Here is a 12,835-nt window from a genome sequence, read left to right as displayed (position 1 = left end):
TACAAGGTTATAGTAGTCCCAAATTTAAAGTTCCCTACGAATAATGACATGTTTAGAATGTAATAAAGAGCTCGGTTATTTAGATCATAAAAACGCTATGGAATCTCTTGGCGTAGAATTATGTGATCAACACCAAGCTAGAATAGAAAAGTTAATAGAAAAGAATAACACCCCTCTAGAAGCTATACAATTGTATTATGGCTTAAAAGAAGCTGGTGTTAGCGCTATGCTAGAATGGTGGGATGGAAAAAAATCTATTGACATTGCCATTTCTAGAGTAAAACTAAATATTGAAATAGACTCTCAATACGACAAACTTAGTCACGAGCAGGCTATTAATGATTTAGAAGAAGATATGCATTCTTTTAAAAATGGGTTTACAACCATACGTATTCCTCATGTATTAATTAGATATTATTTAAAGGAAACAGTTAATAACATCATAGGTATTATGGAAGGTTTAAAAGCCAATATAAAAGCAATATGATATAAAATTAAAAAGTTATGGCTAGTACTAAAAAAATACTAAAAATACCGATTCGAATTACTATCGCTGCTCTCTTAGCAGGAATGCTATCGAGGGTTTTAAATTGGCCATACGCTTTTGAAATTATTTTAATTTCTTTCTGTTTACTAAGTATATTATACGCCATTAGGTTTTATAAAAAAGAAGAGAAAAAAACAGTAGATTATGTTAAAATGACACTTGTATTATTCTGGACTACTAATGGAATTTTAAACCTACTCGATTTCCCGTATACCCTATTTTTTCAGATAGTAACGGGGATAACTTTTATAACTTGGTTTGTTATGGAAGGCACTGCGTATTTTATGGATGAAGATCGAAGAGCCAAAAACAGCTTAACACAAATCTTTTGGAATATTGCAATGCTTATTGGTACACTTGCTATAATTTCTGGAAGCCTTTTAAAAATATTAGATTGGCAATATGCCATTCCGTTACTTACTGTTGGTATACTAATTATTGCATCTTATATTCTTAAAGACCTTTTTATAATGCAATCACCAGAAGAGAAAGACCAAAATAACGGAGAACTACAACTTTAAGAAGAAAACAGAAAAAGAATGGTTCTTTTACTAAAGTAGCTTTTTAACTTTTTGTACCGTTCCTAAACTAACCTTACAAATTTTTGCTGTTTCTCGCAGGCTTTTCCCTGTAGAAAGCACCTTAATAACTTTATTATATTTCTTAAGAACAACTTCCTTAGGCTCTACAGAACCTTTTATTCGGCCTTTATACACCCCTTTGGCTTTGGCTTTAGCAATGCCTTTTTTCTGTAAATCTAACATAGTTTTCTTTTCCATATCCGCAATATTGGTAAGCGCATTTACAAGTAAAACAAAAGTTTCATTTGGTTTTCCTTTTACCAAAGACTCTATCTTTAGGTTATCTATTTTAATTGTTAAACCTAACTGATTAAATACTGTAATAGTGGAAAGTATATCGTGTATATTTTTACCAAATTCATCCAAAGAGTTTACGCTTATATAATCTATTTTAAATCCTTCTAATGTATTTAAAAAGTTTAATAATTCTTTACTCCTTAATCTTTCTTTAAATGGTATGCTAGAACTGCATACATCTATAAACAATTCTTCTGTTTTGTATTTTTTTTCTAATTCTTTCTTGGTTTTAGACGTAATAGAATCTACCCTATAATATCTTGCTCTCATATTGTAAATATAAGGCTAAATATATATTTGTATTAATTTTAAGGTAGTTGTTTTTAACACACTTTAGTGATTTACAAAAAACACAATTGTATCATGTTTAGGATGTGTTATATTGACACATTTGTTTAAGAAAAATAATATTTTGAAGAATTTTCTTTCGATTTAATAAAGATTAATTAGATTCGTCCTATAAAAGATATATAGATTACTAGTGATCTATATTCAATTGTTACCACACATTAAAAACAGTTATTTATGGAGGAGTTTAAATTAAAATATGAAAAATTAAATTGTGATAGATTTTACTCCGAAATAATAATAAATCATAAAAATTCAAAAGAAGAAAGGTTATTTGATAAAATAATCACACCTAAAAACTTCAAAAATATTGATTACGATTCTTTAATATCTATGAAATGTGCTTTAAAGGAATTCGCTCCTGTTGACCCAGAATTGGTAGAAAACCTAGCTAATAGGAGTAAATTGATTCAAGAAGCAATAGATGCTATTTTTGAAGACGATTGTAAGTAGTAAAATATTAATTCTGAAAAAACTTTATCTCCTAACTAATAAAAACCAAAATGACAGAAAACGAATTTGAGCAATCTTTTCAAAAAGCAATAAAACTTTCGTTCTTTAAATCTCGTGATTACAACAAAGAACCGCCTGTTATTGCAATAATATTTTCTAACGATAAAGACGGAATAGAATCGTACCGTTTTTTACAAAATGAATTGACAAAAGATGAAATAAGCATTGTATTTAGACCTATAGAAAATGAAAAAATGAACTTAACAATCGTAGATAATAAAAACTCTAAGGTATTTAATATCTCTGATTTAAATTACTCAAAATCCGAATTAACTGATTTTAGAAAAAACGGGGAATTTGGTAAGTATTGTGTTTTCTGTATTTCACAAATAATTAATAATCAACTTATTTTGTCGTCTGTTGTCAGAGAAAAACCTTTAATGGTTTCGGAACTTGTCTTTTCTAAATAGGGAATAAATTTGACTCCCCCTTTTCTCTATTTAACTAAATAAAACGACCATTTAATTTTAATACTGATATAGCAACTGAATAAAAACGTGTGGTAACACTATATATAGCAAATAGGGCGATTGGTGTTTAATCAAAAAATAGTTGTGTATTTGCGAAGTCGCCAAATCTTTTGATTTGGTATTAAAAGAGAAAAATTAAAACAAAATAAAAAGATTTGGCTTGTGGCTAAAACGAAATTAATCGCTTATTTTTTGCCCAACTTGCCATATATTTAACGTTAGGCGTAATTTGAACCAAATTTTATGCGAAACTAAATTATTAAAAAGTGTAAGATATTTGAATATTTTCTCTTTCTAATTTAGGAACTATCCAGCCTTTTATATTTGATAAATATTCTTTAGAATCTCTTAATCTACCTTTCCTTAAAGTTTTACCAATCTTTGAAGAAAAATAACCATCATATCTAGAATTGTACGATAACTGTCTTAAGTTAAGATAATCATTTCTGATTTTTCCATCAATAATTAATTCTGGTCGCATACCTGTTCCCTGTGATTTTGTTTTTTCGTTAAAATCGGTATGACTTTCTAAATTAACTCCCTTTGTATTGGCGTATGATTTCATATAATGCAAACCACAATAAAAAACTATTGTTGTTTTCCAATCATAGAATTGTGACGGATTGTTTGCTTCAACAACTACTAAAAAATTTTCATTTGATACTGCTTGCTTGCAGAAACTACAAACAGTTTTAAGCTGAACTGATTCTGACATTAAATAAGATTCCTGATTTCAATAACGTCATCTGAAATAACATCTTCCTTTACAATTTCCTTAGGCAGGAAATCAATATCTACATTTAGAATATCGCTATATGGTTTACTATAAAACTTTTCTTGAATTTCATTTCTAAAAGAGTCTCTATTTTCAAAAGTATTACTTAAAAGCTTTACTAGATAAAAATTTGAATTGCTTTTAGGTATAAACAAAAGTTCAATTTCTTCCTTCCTTTTAGAAAAAATTTCTTCAATCATTTTATTGTGTATCAATTCGCCCAAAAACATTTTAGAGATAGTGGCCATTTTATAATTTGATTCAATTGGGTGGCTATGAATTTGCTCTATATTTTTAGCAATTTCATCTTTTTCACCTTTCAAATCCAATTTAACAACGCTACTTTGAATTTTATCCAATAGCTCACTTACTTTTTCGCCATACTGTTCGACTAAAAAAGCAATTATGCTGTTATTATCAGCAATTTTAGAATTTTGTATTGTATTGTTCACCAGGTGTAATTGATATAAAAAGCTTTAAATTATCCGTTTAGGGAAAACTCACCTCTTTAAATATAACGAAACAAATATAGTAACTTATATAAGTTTAGCTAAATTTATTTGATAAACTTACCTAATTATCTATTTAAATACAAAAACTACGCCTAACAAAACCTAAAATTAATGCGGGAGGTTTGGTGTTTATTCCAAAGGGTTATGTAATTTTATAATGTCGCCAAATCAGTTTGATTTGACATTTTAATTATTAAAAAAATAAACGCAAACAAAAAACTTTGGCTTCGTGCGTAGACTGAAACAAAAGTGTTTCCTTGCTCTCCGCACTAACTTTAGCTCGGGCGTAAGCAATAATTAAACTAAATGCGCGAACTAATTGAAAAACTAAATAAAAGTACAATTAACCTCTCAAAACTTGAGAAAAAGGAAGCTCTAAAGTTTTCCAAAAGACTTGAATCTTACACTCACGTTCCAACGAACAAAAAGGAAATTGAACGAATGAACTCCTTTATATCTAATGAGTTTCTTGTAAGCTTCGTACTTCAAATAATAGAGAACTATAAGTACCCAAGAGAAAGCAAATATCCTTTTGACATTATTTCTTATTGGTACTGTTTGTGTTTTTTGATTTTATCTAATCAAGATAAAGCCACAGAGTTTAGTATAAATTTAGGAAACCAATTTCTTGAAAAGAATCATAATGATTTATGGCAATTTAGACGATTGTTGGAATTTATTGATAATCCAAAATTTAAAGTATTAACTAAAAATATAGAGAATTACTTTTTATCGAAACAAAATGACTTGGAGTCCTATAAATGGGCAAAGGAAATAGGATTGGAATTACCCAATGACAATAATTGGGCATTGTTTTTTGAAATATCTACAGATGGAAGGTTTCGATTTGGAAATGATTTAACACCCAAAGAAAAAGAAAGCAGATTAAGAATAACAACTTCTGTTTATCCTCTTCAAGGGGGAAAATGCTGGGAAATTGAACTTAAAAATTGGAACAATACTGTTTCTGCTAGGTGGCCTACTCTTTTTAAAAATGAAATCAGACTTGAAAAAAAACGAAAGAATTATGTTTTAAAAATAGAACCTTCATTAAGAAATTTAAAACTAGTTATTGAGGAAATAGAAACTATTTTAGATACTCGATTTGATAAAACTATGTATATGAAGCGATTTAAAGGGAAAATAAAAAATAAAAATGCTGTTAAGAAATGGCTTTTAGAGTAATAAACTATTGCCGCAAATAACTGAGGTAAAAACAAATAAAATCTTCTTTAATTTAAAACAATGCATCGCCCTGAAATAGGCTGACTAAAAATTTAATCATTTTTAGAAATCTATGGAAAAACAAGACAAAACATCTTCATTTAATTAAAAATAGTGAATAGATTAACCAGATTAACATCAATTTTAATTCAATTACAATCAAAAAAAGTAATTGTTGCTAAAGATATTGCTGAACGATTTGAAATTAGTTTGCGAACCGTATACCGAGATATTAAAACGCTTCAAGATGCAGGAATACCAATTGGGTCGGAAAATGGAATCGGCTATTTTTTGGTAGAAGGGTTTTCTTTACCACCGATTATGATTACCGAAGAAGAAGCGAATGCGTTAATTATTTCAGAAAAACTTATAGAGAATCAAGGAGATTCTTCCTTGAGAAAAGATTTTTCCTCTTTACTTTTTAAGATTAAAGCCGCACTTCGAACATTACAAAAAGAAAATATCGAATTATTAGAAAAAAGAATATCACCATCATATTTAAAAGAGCCATTAAAAGCGATTCTCTTTCTATAATTCAAAAAGCAATATCATATAATAAAACATTAGAAATTTCATATCGAGCAGTAAATAAAGAGAATATAACTACTCGAAAAATAAAACCCTTAGGAATCTACTTTACAAGTAACGCTTGGGTAGTTATTGCATTTTGTTCATTAAGAAATGATTTAAGAGAGTTTAGATTAGATAGAATTACAAATAAAAAATTGATTGAGGAAGTAATTTCATATAAAGCAGATTTTGATTTAACCCAATATTTTCAAAAAAAATATCAATCATAGTTGACATAGTGTTGTCTGTCTTGTAATTTAAATTTGTTTAATAACTTAAACATTGAACAATATGAAACACGAATGGAGGAAAAAAGAAAAGACAACTTATTTACCAAAAGAAAAACCTGAACTAATAGATATTCCTGAATATCGTTTTATAACATTAAGTGGAGAAGGAAATCCAAATGGCGATTTTTTTGCTGAATGTATAGGTGTTTTATATAGTGTAGCCTATGCTATAAAAATGAACATCAAAACACTTAAAGAAAAGCCTATGAATTATAACGATTGGACGGTTTATCCATTAGAAGGTGTTTGGGATATTTCCGAAAAAGCGAAAGAAAATTTTAACGGAAAAATTAATAAAGACGATTTAGTTTTTGATTTAATGATTAGACAACCGAATTTTATAAACGATACCTTTTTCTACGAAATGCTCGAATTTACCAAAAAGAAAAAACCACATAGACTTTTAGAAAAGTTGAGATTTGAAAAAGTAATAGAAGGAAAATGTATTCAGATGATGCACATTGGGAGTTATAATAATGAGCCTGAAACATTTGGAATAATGGAGAATTTTGCAAAAAACCAAGGTTTGATTCGTGAATCTAAAATTCATCGAGAGATTTATTTAACTGATTTTAGAAAAGTACCAGAAGACAAATTAAAGACGGTTTTACGATTTCAATTAGAGAATTAAATTAATGAAAATTAAACTTAAGATGTATAAAAAACATAGGGCGTTTGTCCGAAATCGAAAGGTCTTGCATATTAATAAAGTCCTCTAAATACATAATTTGGCATTTATAGTAAAAAAAGATAAAAACAAAATATTTATATTTGGTTTAGTACCAATCCGAAATGTATAGCTTACCCACTACCCTACGTTTCTTATACGAGCCTTTGGCGCACATTATGAAAATATTACTCTATTTAATATTTTTCTTACCTACTATCATGCTCTCGCAAACAGATGAAAGATATTGGAATAGAGAAATAATTGACAGTGTTCACTCCAAACGTCTTTGCACTTGTTACCCTGGTTTAACAAGAATTATGTCTACCAAAGAAGCATTCGAAGAATCTAAAATTATTTTTACTGGAAAAGTAATTGAAATAATTCGGGTTGAAACATTAGACAACCCTTCTGCAATTGACTCTCTTCCACCTCCTGTATCCGAAAATCAAGAATTAATAAACATTCCTTCTGACTATATTGAACCTATACAGCATTATTGGTATGTATTGCAAACCGAAGAAGTTTTCAAAGGAGAAAAAAAAGACAGTTATAAAGTTTATTCAAGAATCTATAGTACCATTTCTCCTCTTTTAATGCTTAACAAAAAATATTTGATTTATGCAATAGAAGGTGAAATTCAAGAGTATCCTTATTTCTATTGTAATGGAAATTCATGTCATATAGAACATGCTGAAAAACAAATAAAAGAATTGAGAATATTAACGGAAAAATAACGTACGCCAATAACGCCATCCGTTGCGCAAGCTATTAATTCATAAAATATAGTACTAATATAAGCCTCACTAAGATCTTTAACTTGTGTAAACTATGTCCCTTTAAGAACATTACAACAAATAAACAGCCTAGTGAAAAGAAAACATAAACAAATCCCAATTGTACATATCGACCAAGAGTTGCCGATGAAATTTGTTATCAGAAAATCTACAATCGTAGATTTTCAAGACTTGCCCGTATCAAAACCACATCGTCATAATTTCTATTATCTATTGTTTGTACAAAAAGGAACAGGTTCACATAACATTGACTTTAATGCATATCCAATTGCAGAAAATACATTTTTCTTTTTAAAACCAGGTCAAGTACATCAAGTACAATTTACTTCTCCAGCACAGGGTTACTTAATTCAGTTCAACCGCGAGTTTTACAATTCGGCAAAAGAACAAAGCAACATGCTGATTAGAAAATTGGGACGAAAAAGTCATTATGTTTTCAGCAAAAAAGGTTTTGAAGAACTAGAAAAAATACTTAATACTATACTTCGAGAGTATAATGAAAAAGCGTTTAATTATCGCTATTCGATTAAGTCATACGTAGATATTCTATTTACTGAAATCATTCGCCATGGCTATAATAAAATATCAAATATGGATTCTGAAAATTTGTACCATCAGGAACGTTTTGAAGAACTTATGGAGAAGGTAGAGATAAGTTTTACCACCCATAAAAAAGTCTCTGATTATGCTAAAATGATGAATTTAACAAGCTATCAACTAAATGCAATAACTAAAGCTATGGTTGGAGCAACTTGCTCAAAGCTTATCAATGCGCAAATCATTTTGGAAGCAAAAAGAAGCTTATTGGCAACCTCGAACCAAATAAATGAAGTTGCTTTTGCACTGGGTTATGACGACCCGTCTTATTTTATTCGATTTTTTAAAAAAAATACGGGGCGTTCTCCAGAGAGTTTTCGGCAAGAATTTAAACAACTTTAAAAATATCCTATTCCACTTTAAGGTTGTCCTATTCGTCAAAAGATATTCACTCTAATTTTGCTATGACAAAACGGAATAAACTAAGGAATGAATAGCACCGGCAGGCGAACATTTGTTAAACAAATCGGAATGGCTTTAACGGCTTTTTCATTTCCCTTGAGTTTGGAAATCTTACAACACAATTCTATGAGTGATTCACAACATTTTGACGTAATTATTATCGGTGGGAGCTATTCGGGTTTATCAGCTGCAATGACACTTGGACGTTCATTGCGCAATATTTTAATAATTGATAGTGGATTACCATGCAACCGACAAACACCACATTCGCATAATTTTTTAACACAGGACGGAGTTCCTCCGCATGAGATAGCAACCATTGGAAAACAACAAGTGGCAAGATACGAAACCGTAAAATTTGTGAATGATTTTGCCACTTCAGGAACAAAGACAAAGAATGGTTTTAAAATCAAAACTGCTAAAAATCAAAATTTCAAAGCTTCAAAGTTAATTTTCGCAACTGGAATTAAAGATTTAATGCCTGAAATTAAAGGTTTTTCTGATTGTTGGGGAATTTCTGTAGTTCATTGCCCATATTGTCATGGTTATGAAATAAGAAATAAAAAAACAGGGATTATTGCTAATGGTGATACAGCATTTCATCTGGCTCCTATGGCAAAAAACCTTACCGATGACCTGATAATTTTAACAAATGGAAAAGCAACGTTTAATCCTGAACAATTATCAAAACTTAAAAAAAATAATATACCAATTATCGAAAAAGAGATTATTGAAATTGAACATGATAATGGATATGTTAAAAATGTAGTTTTTGAGGACAATAGCAAACAACATTTTGAAGCAACTTATGCTGCACTTCCTTTTGAACAACACTCTGACATGCCTGAAACATTGGGATGCAAACTTAATGAACAAGGGTATATTGAAGTGGATATGATGAACAAAACAACTATAGAAAATATTTTTGCCAGTGGAGATAACTGTACAAGAATACGTTCGGTTGCCAATGCAATTTCCTCAGGAAATATGGTTGGCGCTATTATAAATATGGAACTTTCTAATGAACATTTTTAGGAGAACATGAAAATTATGGTTGAAGTGTTCATAACAGATATTAAAAGAAAATGTCAGGCCATGGAAATTGTAACATCTATGAAGAAGGCTTATCCCAAACTAAAAGTTAATTTTGATATGGATGAAACGGGTTTACCTTTTCCGGAAGGACATACTGTATTGCGAGTAGAAGGTGAAGATATATATACGGAGCAGATTATATTAATGGCAAAAAAGTTACAACTTAATTGCGAAATAATGGAAGAATAAAAATAAACCGCAGATAGAAAATGAGTTGTTTAAAAAGCAAGAGAAAGAAGGTTATATTGAAGATTATTCTATTCTTGATAACAGTAACCGCATTTAGTCAGCAACAAATAACTAAAAAAATAACAACTGAAATTTGTGATACTTTATCAATGATAGAAAAACCTATTGAGGAATTATCGAATAAAGAATCAAAAAATACTATTTAAGCAATATTACATAATAAATCTGCGGATTGGACTAGTCATCTCGGTAAATTCAAGAAAAATACTGGGCAGCCAGATTATTCTTGTTAGGAGTATTTTCGTAACATTTTACAAATAGATTGTCTTAGTTGTAGAAAAATAGAATCTAATCTCGAAAAACAATCAAAGTAAACAACCTCGGGGCAAGCCCACGAGGCATTAGAAGGAAAATTAGCATTGATTTCGACGCAAGCGTCGGAGCATTTAAATCTCGATTATCTAATAAAACAGGAAATCGTCATTACTTCTACAAAAACAAAAGAATTTATAATCGGAGGGTTCGGCTTTAAACCCAAGTTTTGCCTACTTTTATAAGCCGCCAAATTGAATAGCTACTCAAAAAAAAGCCAACAAAAAAGCTATGCCAAAGCGCTATGACGAAATCTTTATAGATTCGTAAAACGCGCTAACATTTGCTTATACATTGTACTTAATACGAATAAATTTTACGGTTTCGGAAATAAAGCGGTATCAAAGTAGAAATATTGATGCGTAATCTTATTATCGGAAACAACAAATACTTCACAGCAAGGAATAGTCGCCTTCACAGGAGAAATAACCTTTAACAAAGACCTATGAGTAACACCAGTTTTTGCAACTAACATATCTTGCGTCTCGACTTCAAATTCCATTTCGAAAGCTCTTAATTTCTCAAAATAATCTTCTGGGTTTTCAGTTGAGAACATAGGACCAGAATAATGATGATTATTAGACATAAATGTTTTTGCTTCTTCGAAATCGCCTTTGTTTATTGCCTTAAAAAAATTTTCCACTACCTCTATCGCATTGTTTACGTTTTCCATTTTTAAGTAAATTATAATTAGTAAATTTGTTACTTGCAAAAAGCAAGTGGTTCAAATATATAAATTAACTTGCAAAAAACAAGTAACTAATGAAAATAAAAGAAAAACGTTCTGAGTGCCCTATTAGTGCGTCTTTAGAGTTATTTGGAGATAAATGGTCTCTACTTATTATAAGAGATATTGTTTTTAAAGGATATCATTTTTACAATGAATTTTTAGAATCAGGAGAAGGCATTGCGACAAATGTATTGTCTGATAGATTAAAAAAATTAGAGCTAAACCAATTTATAACAAGTGAAAAATATCAACACTTAAAGACTAAGAAACTATATAAACTGACAGAAAAAGGTATTGGACTAATTCCGATTTTGTTAGAAATGATGGCTTGGGGGTTCAGTAATGATGAAACTTTACCTATTCCAGAAGACAGAATAAGTATTGTAGACAGAATTTGGAATGACAAAGAAGCTCTTTTAGACGAATTAATCGTTTCGGTTAGAAACTTTGACAGTCAAGATTTCTGTTAAAAGGCCTAAACATAATACAGAACAAAACGTATCATATAAAAACAAATGCCAAACATCATTTTCACAAATACAAAAGCATAATCATTCTAATAAATTACGGTAAGTCATTTTTTTATTTCTAAGCAATTGATTAGTTTTGTGCCATTAAGAATAATAATGGCTAGAAAAAAAGAATACATAGAAGAGGAAGTTATTGAGAAAGCTATGGAATTATTTTGGCGAAATGGCTATGAATCCACTTCAGTTCGAATGCTAGAAAAAGAAATGGGAATTAACCAATTTTCAATCTATGCAAGCTTTGGAAATAAAAAAGGTGTATTTATAAAAAGCTTAGCCTGCTATAAAGCAAAGGCTAAACTTGAACTTATTAATAAATTACAAAATTCCACTGACGGAATTAATGCAATTAAGCAGTATTTCTATGATTTTATAAACTTCTCTAAAGAAAGTAGACTTAATAAAGGATGTTTAATTACAAATACCGTAAACGAATTAGGCGAAAAAGCAGACCAAGAAATAATGTCTGAAATTGTGAATTTCGCTACAAATGTTAAAACATTATTCATAGAAAAATTAGAATTTGACAATTTAAAAACAACAGAAATAATTAATAAACAAGCAAATTATTTAATGGTTTCGTTGCAAGGACTATCTGTTGCTTCAAAAATGTTCAACCAAGGAGAATTAGATGATTTTATAGAAAATACATTCAAAAATATATAACTTTTTTTTGTTCGATAACTAAGCGTCTGCTTAGTTAAAATTTAAATAATTAATAATTATGAATACTACAAAAACAATGAATTTGAAACCTAAGACCCAAGAAAATGCCGATGCCATTTCAAGTAAAATTTTAGAAAAAACAAAACAAAAATTAGGCCTAATTCCTAATATGTATGCAGGCATGGCAAATAATACAGCACTACTTGACGGCTATGTATCAGCATACAACTCATTCAGGGCAAATTCCGGATTTAGTCCACAGGAGCAAGAGGTAATATTTTTATCAATAGCTTTTGAAAATGGATGTGAATATTGTATGGCTGCACATAGCTTTGTTGCTGATAATATGACTAAAGTACCTACTGAGGTTACTAATGCTATAAGAAATAATACCGACATACAAGATGTAAAATTAAAAGCACTAAGCCTATTTTCGAAAGCAATAACCTTAAAAAGAGGACTTCCTACTCAAACAGATATTAATGATTTTATAAACGCAGGTTATACCGAAAAACATATTTTAGGCGTAATCGCTGGTGTAGGAATTAAAACTATGAGTAATTATTACAACCATATTTTTAACACACCTGTAGATGATGCTTTTAAAAGTAGAATTTGGAAAAAGAAATAAAAGGCCATATAAAAAATAACTAAGTAAGCACAAGC

At 29.6% G+C, this 12,835-nt stretch carries 19 protein-coding genes; 15 read left to right on the top strand and 4 right to left on the bottom strand.

The window, feature by feature from the left end; all coding sequences use genetic code 11:
- The first annotated feature begins 43 nt into the window (after positions 1-43).
- Together Q0856_RS06345 and Q0856_RS06340 are read left to right on the top strand one after the other, a co-directional pair.
- Positions 44-487 carry a hypothetical protein gene (locus Q0856_RS06345; protein WP_298475856.1) on the top strand — a complete coding sequence of 148 codons (444 nt, stop codon included), beginning with the start codon at positions 44-46 and terminating at the stop codon, positions 485-487.
- A gap of 17 nt (positions 488-504) precedes the next feature.
- Positions 505-1,068 (top strand): hypothetical protein, encoded by a 564-nt coding sequence (locus tag Q0856_RS06340; RefSeq protein WP_298503510.1) that lies wholly within the window; start codon positions 505-507, stop codon positions 1,066-1,068.
- 30 nt (positions 1,069-1,098) lie between these two features.
- Here the strand turns inward: Q0856_RS06340 and Q0856_RS06335 are convergent, their stop codons facing one another.
- Positions 1,099-1,695 carry a recombinase family protein gene (locus Q0856_RS06335; RefSeq protein ID WP_298475862.1) on the bottom strand — a complete coding sequence of 199 codons (597 nt, stop codon included), beginning with the start codon at positions 1,693-1,695 and terminating at the stop codon, positions 1,099-1,101.
- Between the two features lie 255 nt (positions 1,696-1,950).
- On the opposite strand from Q0856_RS06335, the gene Q0856_RS06330 reads away from it, so the two are divergent.
- Together Q0856_RS06330 and Q0856_RS06325 are read left to right on the top strand one after the other, a co-directional pair.
- On the top strand, positions 1,951-2,226 hold the full coding sequence (locus tag Q0856_RS06330; protein WP_298503508.1) for a hypothetical protein: 276 nt from the start codon (positions 1,951-1,953) through the stop codon (positions 2,224-2,226).
- 50 nt (positions 2,227-2,276) lie between these two features.
- Positions 2,277-2,696 (top strand): hypothetical protein, encoded by a 420-nt coding sequence (locus Q0856_RS06325; protein WP_298503506.1) that lies wholly within the window; start codon positions 2,277-2,279, stop codon positions 2,694-2,696.
- Between the two features lie 319 nt (positions 2,697-3,015).
- Here the strand turns inward: Q0856_RS06325 and Q0856_RS06320 are convergent, their stop codons facing one another.
- Together Q0856_RS06320 and Q0856_RS06315 are read right to left on the bottom strand one after the other, a co-directional pair.
- Positions 3,016-3,471 (bottom strand): hypothetical protein, encoded by a 456-nt coding sequence (locus Q0856_RS06320; RefSeq protein ID WP_298503504.1) that lies wholly within the window; start codon positions 3,469-3,471, stop codon positions 3,016-3,018.
- Positions 3,471-3,983, bottom strand: coding sequence for a hypothetical protein (locus Q0856_RS06315; protein ID WP_298503503.1), 513 nt, complete (start codon positions 3,981-3,983; stop codon positions 3,471-3,473). Before Q0856_RS06315 ends, Q0856_RS06320 begins: the two co-directional genes overlap by 1 nt.
- 366 nt (positions 3,984-4,349) lie before the next feature.
- Here Q0856_RS06315 and Q0856_RS06310 point away from each other — a divergent pair, with 366 nt between their 5' ends.
- The 8 genes from Q0856_RS06310 (at position 4,350) to Q0856_RS06280 (ending at position 9,874) form a co-directional block, all read left to right on the top strand.
- Positions 4,350-5,228: a hypothetical protein gene (locus Q0856_RS06310; RefSeq protein ID WP_298503501.1), complete on the top strand. Its 879-nt coding sequence runs from the start codon at positions 4,350-4,352 to the stop codon at positions 5,226-5,228.
- Between the two features lie 153 nt (positions 5,229-5,381).
- Positions 5,382-5,801: an HTH domain-containing protein gene (locus Q0856_RS06305; RefSeq protein WP_298503499.1), complete on the top strand. Its 420-nt coding sequence runs from the start codon at positions 5,382-5,384 to the stop codon at positions 5,799-5,801.
- Complete coding sequence (locus Q0856_RS18125; protein ID WP_366139597.1) at positions 5,714-6,067, top strand: WYL domain-containing protein; 354 nt, start codon at positions 5,714-5,716, stop codon at positions 6,065-6,067. The genes Q0856_RS06305 and Q0856_RS18125 overlap by 88 nt, the downstream gene beginning before the upstream one ends.
- 61 nt (positions 6,068-6,128) lie before the next feature.
- Entirely contained in the window at positions 6,129-6,758 is a 630-nt protein-coding gene (locus Q0856_RS06300) for a GyrI-like domain-containing protein (RefSeq protein ID WP_298503497.1), read from the top strand.
- A gap of 215 nt (positions 6,759-6,973) precedes the next feature.
- Entirely contained in the window at positions 6,974-7,531 is a 558-nt protein-coding gene (locus Q0856_RS06295; RefSeq protein ID WP_298503496.1) for a hypothetical protein, read from the top strand.
- 132 nt (positions 7,532-7,663) lie between these two features.
- Positions 7,664-8,530, top strand: coding sequence for a helix-turn-helix transcriptional regulator (locus tag Q0856_RS06290; RefSeq protein ID WP_298503494.1), 867 nt, complete (start codon positions 7,664-7,666; stop codon positions 8,528-8,530).
- Between the two features lie 186 nt (positions 8,531-8,716).
- Complete coding sequence (locus Q0856_RS06285; RefSeq protein WP_298503618.1) at positions 8,717-9,625, top strand: NAD(P)/FAD-dependent oxidoreductase; 909 nt, start codon at positions 8,717-8,719, stop codon at positions 9,623-9,625.
- Positions 9,626-9,631: 6 nt separating this feature from the next.
- Complete coding sequence (locus tag Q0856_RS06280; RefSeq protein WP_298503493.1) at positions 9,632-9,874, top strand: hypothetical protein; 243 nt, start codon at positions 9,632-9,634, stop codon at positions 9,872-9,874.
- A gap of 688 nt (positions 9,875-10,562) precedes the next feature.
- Here Q0856_RS06280 and Q0856_RS06275 read toward each other — a convergent pair.
- Positions 10,563-10,919 carry a nuclear transport factor 2 family protein gene (locus tag Q0856_RS06275; protein ID WP_298503491.1) on the bottom strand — a complete coding sequence of 119 codons (357 nt, stop codon included), beginning with the start codon at positions 10,917-10,919 and terminating at the stop codon, positions 10,563-10,565.
- A gap of 89 nt (positions 10,920-11,008) precedes the next feature.
- Between Q0856_RS06275 and Q0856_RS06270 the strand changes: the two genes are divergently transcribed.
- The 3 genes from Q0856_RS06270 (at position 11,009) to Q0856_RS06260 (ending at position 12,800) form a co-directional block, all read left to right on the top strand.
- Complete coding sequence (locus Q0856_RS06270) at positions 11,009-11,446, top strand: helix-turn-helix domain-containing protein (protein ID WP_298475893.1); 438 nt, start codon at positions 11,009-11,011, stop codon at positions 11,444-11,446.
- A 156-nt stretch (positions 11,447-11,602) separates the two neighbouring features.
- Entirely contained in the window at positions 11,603-12,169 is a 567-nt protein-coding gene (locus Q0856_RS06265; protein WP_298475896.1) for a TetR/AcrR family transcriptional regulator, read from the top strand.
- A gap of 58 nt (positions 12,170-12,227) precedes the next feature.
- The gene (locus Q0856_RS06260; protein ID WP_298503489.1) at positions 12,228-12,800 is read left to right on the top strand and encodes a carboxymuconolactone decarboxylase family protein; all 573 of its coding nucleotides are present in this window, start codon (positions 12,228-12,230) and stop codon (positions 12,798-12,800) included.
- Positions 12,801-12,835 lie beyond the last annotated feature (35 nt).

It is taken from the genome of uncultured Maribacter sp., assembly GCF_947496775.1.
In the GTDB taxonomy this organism is placed as follows: Bacteria; Bacteroidota; Bacteroidia; order Flavobacteriales; family Flavobacteriaceae; genus Maribacter_B.
Note: the sequence above shows the minus strand (reverse complement) of the source record. Positions and strands in the feature narration are given on the sequence as shown.

Coding starts and splice junctions, on each gene's coding strand:
- Q0856_RS06345 (WP_298475856.1), top strand. CDS start 44: ATGACATGTTTAGAATGTAATAAAGAGCTCGGTTATTTAGATCATAAA.
- Q0856_RS06340 (WP_298503510.1), top strand. CDS start 505: ATGGCTAGTACTAAAAAAATACTAAAAATACCGATTCGAATTACTATC.
- Q0856_RS06335 (WP_298475862.1), bottom strand. CDS start 1,695: ATGAGAGCAAGATATTATAGGGTAGATTCTATTACGTCTAAAACCAAG.
- Q0856_RS06330 (WP_298503508.1), top strand. CDS start 1,951: ATGGAGGAGTTTAAATTAAAATATGAAAAATTAAATTGTGATAGATTT.
- Q0856_RS06325 (WP_298503506.1), top strand. CDS start 2,277: ATGACAGAAAACGAATTTGAGCAATCTTTTCAAAAAGCAATAAAACTT.
- Q0856_RS06320 (WP_298503504.1), bottom strand. CDS start 3,471: ATGTCAGAATCAGTTCAGCTTAAAACTGTTTGTAGTTTCTGCAAGCAA.
- Q0856_RS06310 (WP_298503501.1), top strand. CDS start 4,350: ATGCGCGAACTAATTGAAAAACTAAATAAAAGTACAATTAACCTCTCA.
- Q0856_RS06300 (WP_298503497.1), top strand. CDS start 6,129: ATGAAACACGAATGGAGGAAAAAAGAAAAGACAACTTATTTACCAAAA.
- Q0856_RS06295 (WP_298503496.1), top strand. CDS start 6,974: ATGAAAATATTACTCTATTTAATATTTTTCTTACCTACTATCATGCTC.
- Q0856_RS06285 (WP_298503618.1), top strand. CDS start 8,717: ATGAGTGATTCACAACATTTTGACGTAATTATTATCGGTGGGAGCTAT.
- Q0856_RS06280 (WP_298503493.1), top strand. CDS start 9,632: ATGAAAATTATGGTTGAAGTGTTCATAACAGATATTAAAAGAAAATGT.
- Q0856_RS06275 (WP_298503491.1), bottom strand. CDS start 10,919: ATGGAAAACGTAAACAATGCGATAGAGGTAGTGGAAAATTTTTTTAAG.
- Q0856_RS06270 (WP_298475893.1), top strand. CDS start 11,009: ATGAAAATAAAAGAAAAACGTTCTGAGTGCCCTATTAGTGCGTCTTTA.
- Q0856_RS06265 (WP_298475896.1), top strand. CDS start 11,603: ATGGCTAGAAAAAAAGAATACATAGAAGAGGAAGTTATTGAGAAAGCT.
- Q0856_RS06260 (WP_298503489.1), top strand. CDS start 12,228: ATGAATACTACAAAAACAATGAATTTGAAACCTAAGACCCAAGAAAAT.